Here is a 15,523-nt window from a genome sequence, read left to right on the forward strand (position 1 = left end):
GAGATATTATTTAGTTTAATGCTTGTTTCTGACGCCCAAATTTCAGGTTGATTATTCAAGTAGCAGCTCAATTTGTGCGCTGATGTTTTGCTTCGTAGCTTATTCGGTCGTGCTCTACCAACTGAGCTAATGGCTCATTATAAAGAATGAGATACTATTTAGTTTAATGCTTGTTTCCTGACGCCCAAATTTCAGGTTGATTATTCAAGTAGCAGCTCAATTTGTGCGCTGATGTTTTGCTTCGCAGCTTATTCGGTCGTGCTCTACCAACTGAGCTAATGGCTCATTATAAAGAATGAGATAATATTTTGTTTTTCAAAAATGAAGCGTGTATTTTTTAATAGATTTAACAGGACGTTTTCTATAATAACATAGAAATAATCAAAACAACAACACTTTTTTGTTTTTTTTCATAGAAATAGAGATTGCCCAATTTTCAATAGGTTTCATTGGACAATCTCTTTATTCATAAAAAATTAGCTATATACGCTACGAATAACATTTGTTTGTGTTCTATCTGGTCCTACTGAAAAAATAGACAATGGAATGCCAGTTAGTTGTGAAATTCGTTCTACATAGTGTCTTGCGTTCTCAGGTAGTTCACTTAAATGCTTCACATTTGTAATATCTTCTGTCCAGCCTGGTAATTCTTCATAAACTGGCTCACATTCAGCAAGAACCTTTAAGCTTGCTGGATATTCATTGATTGTTTGTCCCTTATAATTATAAGCTACACAGATTTTTAATGTTTCAATTCCTGTTAATACATCAATTGAGTTTAGGGATAAGTCAGTTAATCCACTTACTCTTCGTGCATGTCGAACGACAACACTATCAAACCAACCGACACGGCGAGGTCTTCCTGTTGTAGTTCCATATTCACGACCTACCTCGCGGATTCTATTACCTATTTCATCATTTAGTTCTGTTGGGAAAGGTCCATCACCTACACGTGTTGTATACGCCTTTGAGACACCTACAACATGATTAATTTTTGTAGGTCCAACACCCGACCCGATTGTTACACCACCAGCTACTGGGTTTGAAGATGTAACGAATGGATATGTACCCTGGTCAATGTCTAGCATGACACCTTGTGCACCTTCAAATAGTACACGACGTCCTTCGTCTAACGCATCATTAAGGACAACTGAAGTATCACAAACATATTGTTTGAATTGTTGACCGTATTCATAATATTCATCTAAGATTTCCTCAACTGTGAAACCTTCAACTTCGTAAAATTTTTCTAATAATCGATTTTTCTCTTTTAAGGCACGCGTCAATTTCTCCTCAAATGTATCCCGCTCTAATAAGTCTGAAATTCTGATCCCTACACGTGCAGCTTTATCCATATATGCTGGACCAATACCTTTTTTTGTTGTTCCTATCTTATTCGCACCTTTACGTTCTTCTTCAACCTCATCTAGTTTTAAATGATAAGGTAATATCACATGTGCACGATTACTAATTCTTAAATTATCTGTTGTGACCCCACGCTCATGTAAATAAGCCAATTCTGCAACAAGAGCCTTAGGATCAACCACCATACCGTTCCCGATAACGCTAATTTTATCTTTATAAAATATACCTGAAGGAATTAAATGGAGTTTATATGTTTCTCCACCAAATTTTATTGTATGTCCTGCATTATTTCCACCTTGGTAACGAGCAATTACTTCTGCATTCTCAGAAAGAAAGTCAGTAATTTTCCCTTTACCTTCATCTCCCCATTGTGTTCCGACTACTACTACTGAAGACATTCCGTGCACCTCCATAAATTCGCGCTTTTTAACATACTTATTTTAACAATGTACTAGTATGAAGTCAATTACAAATACGAACATTAAGTGTATTTTTTTTGAGTTTGTTCGTATTTAATACAGTACTTATTATATCTCTTTAATCTATAGTCTTTCCTAAAGAATGGTTGTTACTCTATTTTCATATTGTATTCTCCTTGATTTATGAGATGGTTAATTTTTAATATAATAAAAAGGAGACCATTAATTGGCCTCCCTTATGCACCAGGCGGTACACCTGTTTCTCCATATCGCATTTCCAGATTGACGAACTTATTGTATTCCTTTACGAATGCAAGGGATACTGTACCAACTGGACCGTTACGTTGCTTAGCAATAATAATTTCTATAATATTCTTGTTCTCTGATTCTTTATCATAATAATCATCACGATATAGGAATGCTACGATATCAGCATCCTGCTCAATACTTCCTGATTCACGAATATCTGACATCATTGGACGCTTGTCTTGACGTTGTTCAACTCCACGAGATAACTGCGACAAGGCAATAACAGGAACTTTCAATTCACGTGCAAGTTCTTTGAGAGTACGCGAAATTTCCGATACCTCTTGCTGACGGTTATCTGAACGTCCACTCCCTTGAATTAATTGTAAGTAATCAATTAATACCATTCCAAGTCCACTTTCTTGCTTTAAACGTCTACACTTTGCTCGTATTTCACTCACACGAATACCAGGAGTATCATCGATATAGATACCGGAGTTTGAGAGACTCCCCATAGCCATTGTAAGTTTACCCCAGTCCTCTGGTGTTAATGAACCTGTTCTGAGTCTTTGTGCATCTATATTTCCCTCAGCACAGAGCATCCTCATTACCAGCTGATCTGCACCCATCTCTAGACTAAAGATAGCTACATTCTCATCTGTCTTTGTTGCAACATTTTGTGCAATATTTAAGGCGAAAGCCGTTTTACCAACAGAGGGTCTGGCAGCTACGATAATAAGGTCATTTCGTTGGAAACCAGCAGTCATCTTATCTAATTCTGTGAATCCTGTTGGGATTCCTGTTATATCGCCTTTTCTATCGTGAAGCAATTCAATATTATCATATGTTTGAACGAGGACATCTTTAATGTTTTGGAATGCTCCAGCATTTTTTCGCTGCGCAACCTCCATAATTGTTTTTTCTGCCTCATTTAATAGGACTTCAACTTCGTCCTCTCGGCTATAACCATCTTGTGCAATTGTTGTTGCAGTACGGATTAAACGACGTAGAATTGATTTTTCTTCAACAATCTTTCCGTAATATTCAATATTCGCAGCTGTTGGTACAGAGTTTGCGAGGTCACTTAAATAGGATACACCGCCGACTTCTTCTAGAAGATTGGCATCTGCCAGCTCCGATGTGACTGTTACTAAGTCAACTGGTTCTCCTTTGTCTGATAAATCTAGCATTGCATTATAGATTCGTTGGTGTGCTGCCCGATAGAAATCTTCAGGTATTAACAGCTCTGAAGCTAACGTTAATGAGGAAGGCTGTAAGAAGATGGCCCCTAACACTGCCTGCTCCGCTTCGATATTTTGTGGTGGAATACGATCACCAATCAATTCGTTTATGATGATCACCGTCCTTTATTGTTTTCTAAACTTAATAGTCTATTATCATATAAAACTCTTCAAGTATTAAGCATAAAAAAAAAGTGGTCAAGCTTCAAGACTAATTTACCTCTTTCCACAAAACCACAATTTTTCCCATATTTTAACTACTGTTCTTTCACATGTACTTTCACTGTTGCTGTAACTTCTGAGTGAAGCTTAACAGGTACATTTGTTACTCCAAGTGCACGGATTGCATCTGGTAGTTCGATTTTTCGTTTATCAAGCTTAATATTATGGCTTTTCTTCAACTCATCAGCAATCTGTTTACTAGTTATTGATCCAAATAAGCGACCACCCTCACCTGATTTGGCACTTAGTTCTACTGTTAATTCTTCAAGTACTTTCTTTAATTCTTTCATTTGTTCTAATTCTACTTCTGCTTCTTTCTCTTGTTTCTTCTTCTGGTTATTTAATGTACTGATATTCGCACTCGTTGCTTCTGTCGCTAAACCTTGCTTGAAAAGAAAATTTTGTGCATATCCATCAGCTACGTTTTTCACTTCACCTTTTTTGCCTTTTCCTTTTACATCTTTTAAAAATATTACTTTCATTACTTTTCTCCTCCTTCAAGGTATTCATCAATTACTTGTTTCAACTTTTCAACTGCATCTTCTAATAAAATATTTTGAAGCTGAGTTGCTGCATTTGTCAAGTGTCCTCCACCTTCTAATGCTTCCATCACAATTTGTACATTTATTTTACCTAACGAGCGTGCACTAATACTTACACATTCATCACTTCTTCTAGCTATTACGAATGAAGCCTCAATGTGGTTCATCATCAATAATGTATCAGCTGTTTGGGCAAGGGTAACTTGTTCATAGTGTTCATCATTATCAGCAACTGCTAGCGCAACGCCCTCACGATAAAGAATCGTATTTTGAATTAGTTTAGCCCGCTTTGCATAATTCTCAATATCTTCCTTCATAATCTTCTGAACAAGTACCGTATCAGCACCCTTTGCCCTTAAATATGAAGCAGCATCAAACGTGCGTGAGCCTGTTCGTAGAGTAAAGCTTTTTGTATCAACGACGATACCCGCGAGTAAGGCTGTAGCTTCAATCATATTCATCTTTAATGATTTAGGCTGATATTCTATTAACTCAGTCACTAGCTCTGCCGTAGATGAAGCATATGGCTCCATATATACAAGTATAGGGTCCTTAATAAACTCTTCTCCACGTCTATGATGATCAATAACAATTACATGGTTACTTAAAGAAAGAAGCCTCTCATCAATGACTAATGATGGTTTATGGGTATCTAGTACAATTAATAATGTTTCATCAGACATAATCTCCACAGCTTCATTCGGAGTCACAAATCTAGACCAAAGATCTGGATACTTCTCGACTTCATTCAAAAGTTGTTTTACACCTGAATCAATTGCATCTTGATCAAGAACAATAAATCCCTCTTTCCCATTTACCTGTGCAACCTTTAAAATCCCGATAGAAGACCCTATTGCATCCATATCAGGATACTTATGCCCCATTATCATGACCTTATCACTTTCTGAAACAATTTCTTTCAATGCGTGTGAAATAACACGAGCTCTAACTCTTGTTCTTTTTTCGACTGGATTCGTTTTGCCACCATAAAACTGTACTTTACCATTTGTTTGTTTAATGGCAACCTGATCTCCACCTCTGCCTAGAGCAAGATCTAAACCAGACTGAGCAAGGTCCCCTAGCTCCTGTAAAGATGAAACTCCCGAGCCGATACCAATACTTAATGTTAATGATACATTTTCAATTGTCGTTTTTTCTCTTACATTATCAAGTATAGAGAACTTTGTTTGCTCTAGTTTCATTAAAATATGCTCATTTAAAACAGCAAGAAACCGCTCAGATGATACCCGTTTAATAAAGACACCATATTCTTTTGCCCAATTATTCAAGAGAGCCGTTACTTCACTGTTTAATGCACTTCTACTCTGGTCATCCATCCCTTGGGTTAGTTCATCATAATTATCCAAAAAGATGTAGCCTAATACAGTCCTTTCATCCTCATACTGTTTCTCAATTTCTATCTGCTCAGTAATATCAATGAAGTACAGTAATCTTTCTTCTCGCTTAATTATCAGTTTTAATTTTCTCTTGTTGAAAGTTATTGTTTCCGTTTCAATTTCTTGATTTATAAAGGAAATGATTCCATCATGAATAGTAGAGAGGTTTTTCCCAACTAATGAATCTTCGTTTAGAGTCGATGTAATAAAAGGATTTGCCCATTTCACTTCATAATTCTCATCAAATAGTAAAATCCCAATTGGCATTTCCATTAATGCCTCTTCTCCGACCTTTTTAAGTCGATGAGACAACGTACTAATATAACCTTCCAAGTCATGGCGGTATACTTCAAGCGATTTAATTAGAAAATATATAATGATGACAAATAACAATGTGACAATTATCCCTATTATCCAATTGAAATAATAAAGAGAAATAATAACGATTGCCAAAACGGCTATCATTGCAGAAAGAGAGTACCGTAACAATTTATTATCTAGAAATTTAGGCATGTACTCATCAACTCCTCTCAGGCTGTAAATCCTCGTACTACTTTTTTTCCATTTTATCGCGGAGAGGGAAACATAAATCAATTATACCTAAGATTCTTACAATATAAAGCAATATTGGAATAAGTATTGAACCGATTACAGCAATATAAGCAATAGCTTTCGGTAACCCTTTCCTATATACATAATAAAATATAAAGGAGCAGCCTTGAAGAATAATGAAAAATTGTAGAATTATAAAGATATTGCTAACTGCAATATAATAAAAGCCACCACTGTCTGTTTTGAACATAGATAGTACTGTCACAAATAAGTAATACCATACTAAGCTTGTTGGTAATTTCATTTCTCTAAATAATTTAATTGGTGGTACATCAAGTCTTAGTCGTTGCAAAATTGGAATGGCAAATGAATGACTAATGAACGCAAAAATAACACCGGTTATCACAATCACACTCGGTATAATGACCTCCATTAATTTCAATCCACTCTCTACTTGCTTAATCTGCTGATTCACGTCAACATCTGGATTTAGGCTGTTTATTAACGACTTGGATTGTTGAATAGAATCTCGCATCAACTGAAATGAATCCTTTATTAAATCAATATTTAATAAGTAAATTGTTCCAATATATATGATAATAAGACCAAGGGTATAAGCCAAACTTCCACCAATTATAGCACCAATTGTCTGTCTTCTTCTATACATTAGTCCCATTACAATACCAGTTGAACCAAACATAGCTGCAATTAATATATTTGTTACATTACCAAATATGATCGATAAGATACATCCTGTTATTAATAAAACAATCGATAATGAGATTCCATGTCGTTGAGTAAAGATAATGAAGGGTAATGGCAGTATGAATAATAATATTGTTCCAATTACAGGAACATATAATGCTATCATTAGAAATAGTAGAAAAAGTGCTAATAAAATCGCCCCTTCAGTTATTACTTGCGTTCTTTTCATTTTTCCACCTCAATTCTGCTATTATTATATGTTTCCCTATTTTATCCAAACAATATAACCATATATTTTTATAATTATCCGTACATATATTAGATTGTCCTAATTAAAATTACTGTTTCACCATTTGAGCAACTTTTACAAGGGAGAATGTAGCGTGTTGGTAAATATCCCCAGAATTAATCACCTGCTAGTACCTGTTATTCCTTCACACTACCAGTGGGTAATCATAAGCCAACAGACAGTTATTATAACCACAATTTACGAGATATCGGCCAAATAAAAAAAGCACAGATAGGATATGAATCTTATCTGTGCTTTTTATCATATTATTCACCAGATACGTATGGTAATAAAGCCATTTGACGAGCACGTTTAATTGCTACAGTCAATTTACGTTGGTATTTAGCGCTTGTACCTGTTACACGACGTGGTAAAATTTTACCACGCTCAGATACGAATTTTTTTAATAAATCAACATCTTTATAATCGATGTGAGTGATACCATTTGATGTGAAGAAACACACCTTACGACGTTTTGCACGTCCACCTTTGCGTCCGCCTGCCATTGTCTATTTCCTCCCTTCTATATATGTTTGTATTAAAACGGTAAATCATCATCAGATATATCAATAGGTTTCCCATCATTCGCAAATGGGTCTTCATCAAAGCTTGTACGCCCTTGATTACGTTGTTGATTTTGATCTGAACCGAATGGGTTTTGATTGCCAGAGTTTCCTGGGTAGCCACCGCCAAAGTTGTTATTATTATTAAAGTTATTATTGTTGCCACCGTTGCCACCGCTCGCACTTCTTGGCTCAAGGAATTGAACACTTTCAGCAACTACTTCAGTTACATATACACGCTTCCCAGTTTGGTCTTCATAACTACGAGATTGTAAACGGCCGTCTACTCCTGCTAAGCTACCTTTTTTAAGGAAGTTCGCAACATTTTCGGCCTGTTTGCGCCAAATTACACAATTAATGAAATCGGCTTCTCTTTCACCTTGTTGGTTAGTAAACGTACGGTTTACTGCTAATGTAAATGTAGCAACAGCAACTCCACTTGGTGTGTAACGCAGATCTGGATCTTTTGTTAGCCTTCCGACTAATACAACTCGATTCAACATCAGAACCATCCTTTATATATCATCTATAAAAATCAATCAATTATTATTTTTCTTCTTTTTTAACTACGATATGACGAATAATGTCTTCACTGATTTTTGCTAAACGGTCAAATTCTTGAACAGCAGCAGCTTCAGCGTTAACTTGAAGTAACATGTAATAGCCATCACGGAAATCATTGATTTCATAAGCTAAACGACGTTTACCCCATTCTTTCGCTTCTGTCAATTCCGCACCATTATCAGATAAAATGTTGTTAAAACGCTCAACTAAAGCTTTTTTAGCCTCATCTTCGATATTTGGACGGATGATGTACATAATTTCGTACTTTCTCATCATCTTACACCTCCTTTTGGTCTAACGGCCCACGAATGGGCAAGGAGCAATTAAAATAAATTACTCACAATTAGAAATTATAACAAATGAATATAAAAAACGCAAGTAATGATATTGTTCATCTAATCTAGCAATTAGATAACTACATGTAAATTTCCTTTCTCATTACTTACTTATCAGACCATTTTAGACATTAAAGCGGAAATGTATAACATCACCATCTTGAACAATATAGTCCTTTCCTTCTAAACGAACTTTACCGGCTTCACGGGCAGCCCCCATTGTTTTTGCTGCTAACAAGTCGGCATAAGAGACTGTTTCCGCACGAATAAAGCCTCTTTCAAAATCAGTATGAATGATACCAGCACATTGCGGAGCTTTCATTCCCTTTTTAAACGTCCAAGCACGTACCTCTTGTTCCCCTGCAGTAAAATAAGTAGCCAATCCTAATAGATGGTAAGAAGCCCTAATTAGTTGGTCAAGTCCTGATTCTTCAATACCTAATTCTTCAAGGAACATTTGCTTTTCTTCACCTTCAAGTTCGGCAATTTCAGACTCAATCTTAGCACATACTACGATAACTTCTGCATTCTCTCCTGCTGCAAATTCACGAACCTGTTGTACATATTCATTTCCAGAAGGGTCTGCTACTTCTTCTTCACTTACATTAGCTACATATAAAATTGGTTTAATTGTTAATAAATGCAGCTGCTTAACATACTTTATTTGCTCTTCGGTAAAATCTACTGAACGTGCCGGCTTTTCATTTTCAAATGCCTCTTTTAACTTTGATAATATTTCATGCTCAAAAACAGCTGTTTTATCCTTTTGTTTTGCTAATTTAGCAACACGGTCAATTCTCTTATCGACCGTTTCTAAATCAGCTAAAATTAATTCTAGATTGATAACTTCAATATCAGCAATAGGATTAACTTGACCAGACACATGTGTAATATTTTCATCAGCAAAACAACGAACAACATGACAAATTGCATCAACTTGACGTATATGGGAAAGAAATTTATTCCCTAACCCTTCCCCTTTACTTGCACCTTTTACAATTCCAGCAATGTCAGTGAACTCAAAAGCGGTTGGTACAGTTTTTTTCGGTTTTACGAGTTCAGTTAACTTTTGAAGCCTGTCATCTGGTACTTCAACAATACCGACATTTGGGTCTATTGTACAAAATGGATAGTTAGCTGACTCTGCACCAGCCTGTGTAATCGCGTTAAATAATGTTGACTTACCCACGTTAGGAAGTCCTACAATTCCTGCAGTTAATGCCATATTTCCACTCCTAATCTTTATCTAACTTACATCATTTAGAACATTATCCGATGTAAAGAATAACCTTGTCCAAATAGTTTTTTATACTACGTAATGAATCTCCACCAATTATAGAGACAAAATGGCTAAAAAACAAGCAGAGCAACGATTAACATAATCTATATCACTCTAATTTTTCAATATTAACTAAGCAATCGTAGAGTATGCTACCTTTACCATTATCGGAATTTTCATCAAGTGTTAATTGGTTTACTGAACCACCAAATCTCCTCCATTGCCCTTCATCAACATTAATTGTCCCCTTATGTGCTCTCGGCAAGACTTTTGCTACTCCTTCAAGAGTACCTCTATTGTTATAAATTTTGATTCTCTCGCCATCTCTAATCTCTTTCTCTAATGCTATATCGTTTGAGATTTCAATTTTATTTGTCTGTAATCCTTCTATTAATGGATAATGCTGGGAGTGGTTTGAACGTAACGGATGAATTGATAATAGTTGATACGGATAGTAAGATGCTAATACAGGGTCGCTGAATTTCGATTCTTTAGGAAGAAGATATTGCGGCTTACCTATCATTCCTCTTTTATTTGCATATTCAGATGTAAATTCAAACTTCCCACTTGGTGTTTTGAACTGTCGTTCTTTCCAAGGTGTATCTTGTACAGGGAGAGGTAACCGTTTATTAGTTATTAATTCGTTAAGTGTTATACCGAAGTCGTTTAAACGCATTAGTCCCATTTCAAGAAATTCTCCTCGATTATAAGCAAATTCCTTTTGGAATCCTAATCTATTAGCAAGCTGTGTCCATATCCATAAATCTGATTTTGCCATTCCAGGTGCCTCTACTAATTTCGGTCCATAATTTACATAATGGTGATACATGGATGAATAATAGATGTCTTCTTCCTCAAATACCGTTGTTGTTGGTAAAACATAATCTGCTAGTTCTGCAGTATCTGTTAAAAAGTGGTCCACGACGATAAGTGTCTCAACAGATTCAAACGCTTCTCTCACTTTGTTTGTGTTTGGAACTTGTCCTAATGGATTTCCGCATGTAACAAAAATCATCTTTATTTCTGGATTTTTCGCATTTAGAATCTCTTCTGCTTGCTCCATCATTGTAAATTGCCTTGAAAGTTGCTTTTTATTAGATAAAGTTAATTCATTCATTGAAAATTGTTGACCTACTTGAAGATTCCCAAAATTTGCTCCTCCACCAGGTACACCAATATTCCCACTAATTGCAATTAATGCATCAATAAGACGAATTGTGTTGCCACCGTTTGCATACCTTTGCATACCTAGACCAATAAACGTAGAAGTAGGTCCATCACAATATTTATTAGCAATTAAATCAATATCTTGTATAGATACTTCTGTCTTAATAAGAATATCATCCATTGAAAATTGATTTAGTAAATCAAGTAAATCGTGAAATCCTACTGTATAGTTTTCAATAAAATGTTTATCATATTGATGATTAGTGATTATCTGTTTCATCACACCTATTGCAAATAACCCATCCATCCCTGGTTTCACACTAATATAATTGTGAGCAATTTTTGCTGTTGCATTAAAAATCGGGTCAATGACAGTGATTGTCACACCTCTTTTTTTGGCAGCCTGTAATTCTTGAAATAGATGCATATTTGTTCTAGCAACATTCCTTCCCCAAACGATAACATGCCTACTATTCTTTAAATCCTCTGGTGAATGACTATATGAATCGCCAAAATCCCAAGTTTGAGATTCTATCCCTGAACCCCAACAAATACTGCCTACAAGCTCTGTTACTCCACCAAAGCAATTAAAAAATCTCTTATCTAAATTCTTTAATAGTCCACTATTTGCATAATCATGACTATGGAGAATGGCCGTTCCACCGAATTCCTGTTTAATTACTTGCATTTTTCCGGCAATTTCATCAAGCGCTTGGTTCCAGGATATTTCTGTCAGTACACCATTAACTCTCTTTAATGGCGTAGTTACTCTCTCTGTTGAGTTCGTCTTACCTTCTAGCATTCTACCTCTACCGCAAATTTTCCCCTTTGTAATGGGGTGATCCTTGTCACCTTCAACTTTTGTCACTTTCCCATTCTCTACAGTAACCTCAAACCCGCAATTATCCCAACAATTTAAAGGGCATGATGTCTTAAATACTTGTTTCAATTGCAAGCCCCCATTTCATTACTCGCTATCGACATGTTTAACTAATATTTTTTTCATTTTCCTAGAAAAATCACGTCTTGGTATTAATACACTATGTTGACATCCTTCACATTTAATTCGGACATCCATGCCCATTCGTATGATCTTCCATCGATTAGTGCCGCAAGGGTGTTGCTTTTTCATTTCTACAATATCATTTAAATTAAATTCCTTATCTTGCATACTATCCCCTCCAAGTTCTGCTTTTTTTGACCTGAAAATTAGTTAATATTTATCAAAATATAACGTTGGCTATCACATAAATGATATTGCCAGTTAATAAGTTGTTGTTCAGTTAATTCCTACTCTTTACAATTATATTCAAATTTGCTTCGTTTTTCTATTAACGTGTTTTTAATCTAAGGCTTTGTTCCCTGTGCACATATCAATGCTTTATTTTAGGCCCTTATTCTAAAAGCAGGTCGTTTTCTAACATTAATTCCAACATAATAACTTCTTATTGTAAATGACAAAAATAACCTCAGTCACGTCGGCGAGTCTAAGTCGTTTAGTAACTGAGGTTATTACATTTAATATTGTGAAGGTATATTATCCATGATTCATTTGTTCTACTTTTTTAATCTATCTATAAATGGATACATTAAGATTGTTATAAGTAGATATAAATTTATCAATCCATAAAGCGGATATAATATAGCTACAAGATTAGAAAACCCAAATCTAGTGAAAGGTATCATTAAAGCAACTAACACGAGTGCCAAAATCCAATATGGGAGTTTTATTATCACTTGGAATCTTGAAGCAAGTCCAAAAACACCTGAAACAGCTGTCGTATAAATAGCAAGCCAAAGCATAACAGACATAAATATAAAAACAGCAAATGGTTCACCTCGTAATATCGCAAATAACGGAATTTCATATTCAGCTAATAAATCTGCTATTTGGATTAATGTTTCATTATAAATAAATGATATTGACCCTAAAACAAGACCACTGCCTATACTAGCAATCTTTGCCTCTTTGATATCCTTTATCTCCTTACCAACCGCGGACAAAACAGCAATTAAAGGTAAGATATTTAAAGATGTAAATGTAAATGCAGCAGGCCAATTGTACTGTTTCGATATATCGAATAGCCATGTATGGGAATTTGAAATATTAAAGGAAAATAAAGCATAGAACAATCCGAGAACCAGTAAAGGAATAATGATTGTATTAAGCCTTATTATTCCGTTTGTATTACCAATAAACAAAAGGATTAGTAAAACTGCGAAGAAAGCAATACCTACCCAATAAGGTATTAAAAATGCTTCTAGTGTGGCCCCGCCACCAGCTATCATAACAATTGTTGTACTGAAAAGATATAAAACGATTAAAACATCATATACATGTGCAAGCTTTTTACCTACTAACTTTTCTAACACAGGAAAGAAGTGTTTTGTCTTGCTTTCATGACTAATTTTCATAATGACATAGACAGAGATTATAAATGTTACTGTAAATATACATATAGCCAGTCCACTTTCAAAGCCAAAAAATTCCCATATTTCTCTCCCTGACGCATACCCCGCTCCTATCGTTGTACCTAAAATCAAAAACATCCACTTTAACCCTGATTTCACATCATATCACCTCGAAGGCTGTCCAAATTTCATTGCGCACGTATAGAAATGCAATTTGTTCCGTATACTGTTACTACTATGATGTGGGAGTGAAATCTATGAATCTTAAATCAGGACTTTTTCAGACAGATACGAAAGATGACCGAATATTCCATGAAGATAGTTGTGCAATAGATGAAATATCTACTTTAATTTCTAAACACTTACCAAAATTATTTATCAAACCTATTGTAATTGTTTGTATAGGTACAGACCGTTCTACTGGTGATAGTCTAGGACCTTTAGTCGGCTTTAAATTAAAAGATCAATTAGAACACTTCCATGTTTACGGTACGTTAGAAAATCCTGTCCATGCAGTTAATCTTGTCGATACGTTAACCTTTATAAAAGAAAAGCATCATAACCCTTATATTATTGCAATTGATGCTTGTCTAGGTCGGCTCAAAAGTGTTGGGTATATTCAAGTCGCTAAAGGACCATTAAAACCAGGGGCAGGTGTTAACAAAGAGTTACCAGAGGTTGGAGATATGCATTTAACTGGGATTGTTAATGTAAGTGGCTTTATGGAGTTTTTCGTATTGCAAAATACTCGTCTTCATTTAGTAATGAGTATGGCTGAAAGTATTGCCTCTGGGATTATCAGTGCCGAAAGACAATATTTAAGTAAAAGGCTTTCAATTCGAAGAAGTTTCTTATCAAATAAAGACCATGATTCTGCAATAAATTAGGAAAACCCCTATATACATTTATAGGGCAATGTTATATAGGGGCTTTATTAAATAACAAAGATTCCTCTATGCTAATTTCCTCCCTCATAGAGAAGACTGTTGCATTTTCAAGGCGATTATTTCACAAGAGACACACAAACCAAAGTTACCCATTTCTATCTTCCTAATAAACACTAATTAGTGTATATGTGAATCATTTAAACGTATTGTTTAAATATAATAATAATCGTGATGACAACTAAGCTTGGTAAGAAATTTGCAACTCGAATTTCTTTGATTTTCAACATGTTAATCCCGATTGCAAAGATAATAACCCCTCCAGTTGCAGTCAGTTCACTAATCAGTACTTCTAATAAGTTACTAGATAAATATTGATGAATCACATTTGCAAAAATTGCTATACCCCCTTGATAAAGAAAGACAGGTACAGCAGAAAAAATCACCCCTAACCCTAGAGTGCTTGCTAAAACAATACTTGTAAATCCATCAATCATTGATTTAGTTAATAATACTGAATGGTCTAATCTCAATCCACTGTCCAATGCTCCAACTATTGCCATAGCCCCAACTGCAAAAATAAGTGTAGCTGATACGAAACCAGTTGCAATATCGCCTCCTTGCTTTTTACCGACTTTTCGCTCAAGCAAGGAACCAATTTGATGTAGTCTTTTCTCAATTTTTAGCCATTCGCCTATAACTGTTCCAATTACTAGACTGACAATGACTAAAAAAAAGTCACTACTTTGAAGGGCCATATCAATTCCTAAAACAACAACTGCCAAACCAATTGCTACCATAATTGTTTGCTTCATCTCATCTGGTATCTTTCGTAGTAATAAACCAATGAGAGTTCCAAATACTATAGTTAATGCATTAACAACAGTTCCAGTTAATACCATATTCTTCACCCTTTAATATATATACACATGCTGTATTAATCGTTTGAAAATAATTGATTATGATTAAAATGATTTATATGACTGGCAAATTAGTATTACCTGCCTATATTATTGTTAGCCTTCATTTCTCTGGCTATCCGCTAAAAAAATCTAACTTATCAGTTGGTTATTACATGGATATATCACACTCTAGTTGCTATTATGCTTAAATAGTAATTTTATAAGTTCATCAAAGTAACAAATCATTATAATTATTAACTAGTCTAAAGTGGGGAATTTTTAACAAAAAGAAAGGCTCTTTTCTAAAAAGATTGTGGCTTTTTGCACTAACCTTTTTAAGGGTTTGTTGGAGCGGAAGTGCGAGACTCCTGCGGGATGCGTGGGAGAGGTGAGACCCCGCAGGCGTTTACGCTGAGGAGGCTCACCACCCACCCCGCGG

14 protein-coding genes are annotated in these 15,523 nt (G+C 35.2%); 1 reads left to right on the forward strand and 13 read right to left on the reverse strand.

Going from position 1 to position 15,523, the window contains the following annotated elements; all coding sequences use genetic code 11:
* Positions 1 to 476: 476 nt before the first annotated feature.
* The 12 genes from J2S19_RS21105 to J2S19_RS21160 form a co-directional block, all read right to left on the reverse strand.
* Positions 477 to 1,763 carry an adenylosuccinate synthase gene (locus J2S19_RS21105; RefSeq protein ID WP_307346104.1) on the reverse strand — a complete coding sequence of 429 codons (1,287 nt, stop codon included), beginning with the start codon at positions 1,761 to 1,763 and terminating at the stop codon, positions 477 to 479.
* A 257-nt stretch (positions 1,764 to 2,020) separates the two neighbouring features.
* Entirely contained in the window at positions 2,021 to 3,382 is a 1,362-nt protein-coding gene (gene dnaB / locus J2S19_RS21110) for a replicative DNA helicase (protein ID WP_307346181.1), read from the reverse strand.
* A gap of 146 nt (positions 3,383 to 3,528) precedes the next feature.
* On the reverse strand, positions 3,529 to 3,975 hold the full coding sequence (rplI, locus tag J2S19_RS21115; protein ID WP_307346107.1) for a 50S ribosomal protein L9: 447 nt from the start codon (positions 3,973 to 3,975) through the stop codon (positions 3,529 to 3,531).
* The gene (locus tag J2S19_RS21120; RefSeq protein ID WP_307346111.1) at positions 3,975 to 5,945 is read right to left on the reverse strand and encodes a DHH family phosphoesterase; all 1,971 of its coding nucleotides are present in this window, start codon (positions 5,943 to 5,945) and stop codon (positions 3,975 to 3,977) included. Before J2S19_RS21120 ends, rplI begins: the two co-directional genes overlap by 1 nt.
* A 37-nt stretch (positions 5,946 to 5,982) precedes the next feature.
* Positions 5,983 to 6,918, reverse strand: coding sequence for a YybS family protein (locus J2S19_RS21125; protein WP_307346115.1), 936 nt, complete (start codon positions 6,916 to 6,918; stop codon positions 5,983 to 5,985).
* 326 nt (positions 6,919 to 7,244) lie between these two features.
* Positions 7,245 to 7,484 carry a 30S ribosomal protein S18 gene (gene rpsR / locus J2S19_RS21130; RefSeq protein WP_046588211.1) on the reverse strand — a complete coding sequence of 80 codons (240 nt, stop codon included), beginning with the start codon at positions 7,482 to 7,484 and terminating at the stop codon, positions 7,245 to 7,247.
* 32 nt (positions 7,485 to 7,516) lie between these two features.
* The gene (gene ssb / locus J2S19_RS21135; protein WP_307346117.1) at positions 7,517 to 8,044 is read right to left on the reverse strand and encodes a single-stranded DNA-binding protein; all 528 of its coding nucleotides are present in this window, start codon (positions 8,042 to 8,044) and stop codon (positions 7,517 to 7,519) included.
* A 43-nt stretch (positions 8,045 to 8,087) separates the two neighbouring features.
* Positions 8,088 to 8,378: a 30S ribosomal protein S6 gene (gene rpsF, locus J2S19_RS21140; RefSeq protein WP_307346183.1), complete on the reverse strand. Its 291-nt coding sequence runs from the start codon at positions 8,376 to 8,378 to the stop codon at positions 8,088 to 8,090.
* Between the two features lie 186 nt (positions 8,379 to 8,564).
* Positions 8,565 to 9,665, reverse strand: coding sequence for a redox-regulated ATPase YchF (gene ychF / locus J2S19_RS21145; protein ID WP_307346120.1), 1,101 nt, complete (start codon positions 9,663 to 9,665; stop codon positions 8,565 to 8,567).
* Positions 9,666 to 9,828: 163 nt separating this feature from the next.
* Positions 9,829 to 11,835 carry a molybdopterin-dependent oxidoreductase gene (locus J2S19_RS21150; protein WP_307346122.1) on the reverse strand — a complete coding sequence of 669 codons (2,007 nt, stop codon included), beginning with the start codon at positions 11,833 to 11,835 and terminating at the stop codon, positions 9,829 to 9,831.
* Positions 11,836 to 11,853: 18 nt separating this feature from the next.
* Positions 11,854 to 12,057, reverse strand: a complete 204-nt coding sequence (locus tag J2S19_RS21155) for a DUF951 domain-containing protein (RefSeq protein WP_307346125.1) — start codon at positions 12,055 to 12,057, stop codon at positions 11,854 to 11,856.
* Positions 12,058 to 12,443: 386 nt separating this feature from the next.
* Positions 12,444 to 13,436, reverse strand: a complete 993-nt coding sequence (locus tag J2S19_RS21160) for a YkvI family membrane protein (protein WP_307346186.1) — start codon at positions 13,434 to 13,436, stop codon at positions 12,444 to 12,446.
* A 119-nt stretch (positions 13,437 to 13,555) separates the two neighbouring features.
* On the opposite strand from J2S19_RS21160, the gene yyaC reads away from it, so the two are divergent.
* Positions 13,556 to 14,185 carry a spore protease YyaC gene (yyaC, locus tag J2S19_RS21165; protein WP_307346128.1) on the forward strand — a complete coding sequence of 210 codons (630 nt, stop codon included), beginning with the start codon at positions 13,556 to 13,558 and terminating at the stop codon, positions 14,183 to 14,185.
* Between the two features lie 197 nt (positions 14,186 to 14,382).
* On the opposite strand, the gene J2S19_RS21170 is transcribed toward yyaC, so the two are convergent.
* Complete coding sequence (locus J2S19_RS21170) at positions 14,383 to 15,084, reverse strand: DUF554 domain-containing protein (RefSeq protein WP_307346132.1); 702 nt, start codon at positions 15,082 to 15,084, stop codon at positions 14,383 to 14,385.
* Positions 15,085 to 15,523: the final 439 nt, after the last annotated feature.

Source organism: Metabacillus malikii, assembly GCF_030813355.1.
In the GTDB taxonomy this organism is placed as follows: Bacteria; Bacillota; Bacilli; order Bacillales; family Bacillaceae; genus Metabacillus; species Metabacillus malikii.

Excerpts from the sequence above, each read along its gene's own strand:
- J2S19_RS21105 (WP_307346104.1), bottom strand. The coding sequence starts at position 1,763 with ATGTCTTCAGTAGTAGTAGTCGGAACACAATGGGGAGATGAAGGTAAA.
- rplI (WP_307346107.1), bottom strand. The coding sequence starts at position 3,975 with ATGAAAGTAATATTTTTAAAAGATGTAAAAGGAAAAGGCAAAAAAGGT.
- J2S19_RS21120 (WP_307346111.1), bottom strand. The coding sequence starts at position 5,945 with ATGCCTAAATTTCTAGATAATAAATTGTTACGGTACTCTCTTTCTGCA.
- J2S19_RS21125 (WP_307346115.1), bottom strand. The coding sequence starts at position 6,918 with ATGAAAAGAACGCAAGTAATAACTGAAGGGGCGATTTTATTAGCACTT.
- rpsR (WP_046588211.1), bottom strand. The coding sequence starts at position 7,484 with ATGGCAGGCGGACGCAAAGGTGGACGTGCAAAACGTCGTAAGGTGTGT.
- ssb (WP_307346117.1), bottom strand. The coding sequence starts at position 8,044 with ATGTTGAATCGAGTTGTATTAGTCGGAAGGCTAACAAAAGATCCAGAT.
- rpsF (WP_307346183.1), bottom strand. The coding sequence starts at position 8,378 with ATGAGAAAGTACGAAATTATGTACATCATCCGTCCAAATATCGAAGAT.
- ychF (WP_307346120.1), bottom strand. The coding sequence starts at position 9,665 with ATGGCATTAACTGCAGGAATTGTAGGACTTCCTAACGTGGGTAAGTCA.
- J2S19_RS21155 (WP_307346125.1), bottom strand. The coding sequence starts at position 12,057 with ATGCAAGATAAGGAATTTAATTTAAATGATATTGTAGAAATGAAAAAG.
- J2S19_RS21160 (WP_307346186.1), bottom strand. The coding sequence starts at position 13,436 with ATGTTTTTGATTTTAGGTACAACGATAGGAGCGGGGTATGCGTCAGGG.
- yyaC (WP_307346128.1), top strand. The coding sequence starts at position 13,556 with ATGAATCTTAAATCAGGACTTTTTCAGACAGATACGAAAGATGACCGA.
- J2S19_RS21170 (WP_307346132.1), bottom strand. The coding sequence starts at position 15,084 with ATGGTATTAACTGGAACTGTTGTTAATGCATTAACTATAGTATTTGGA.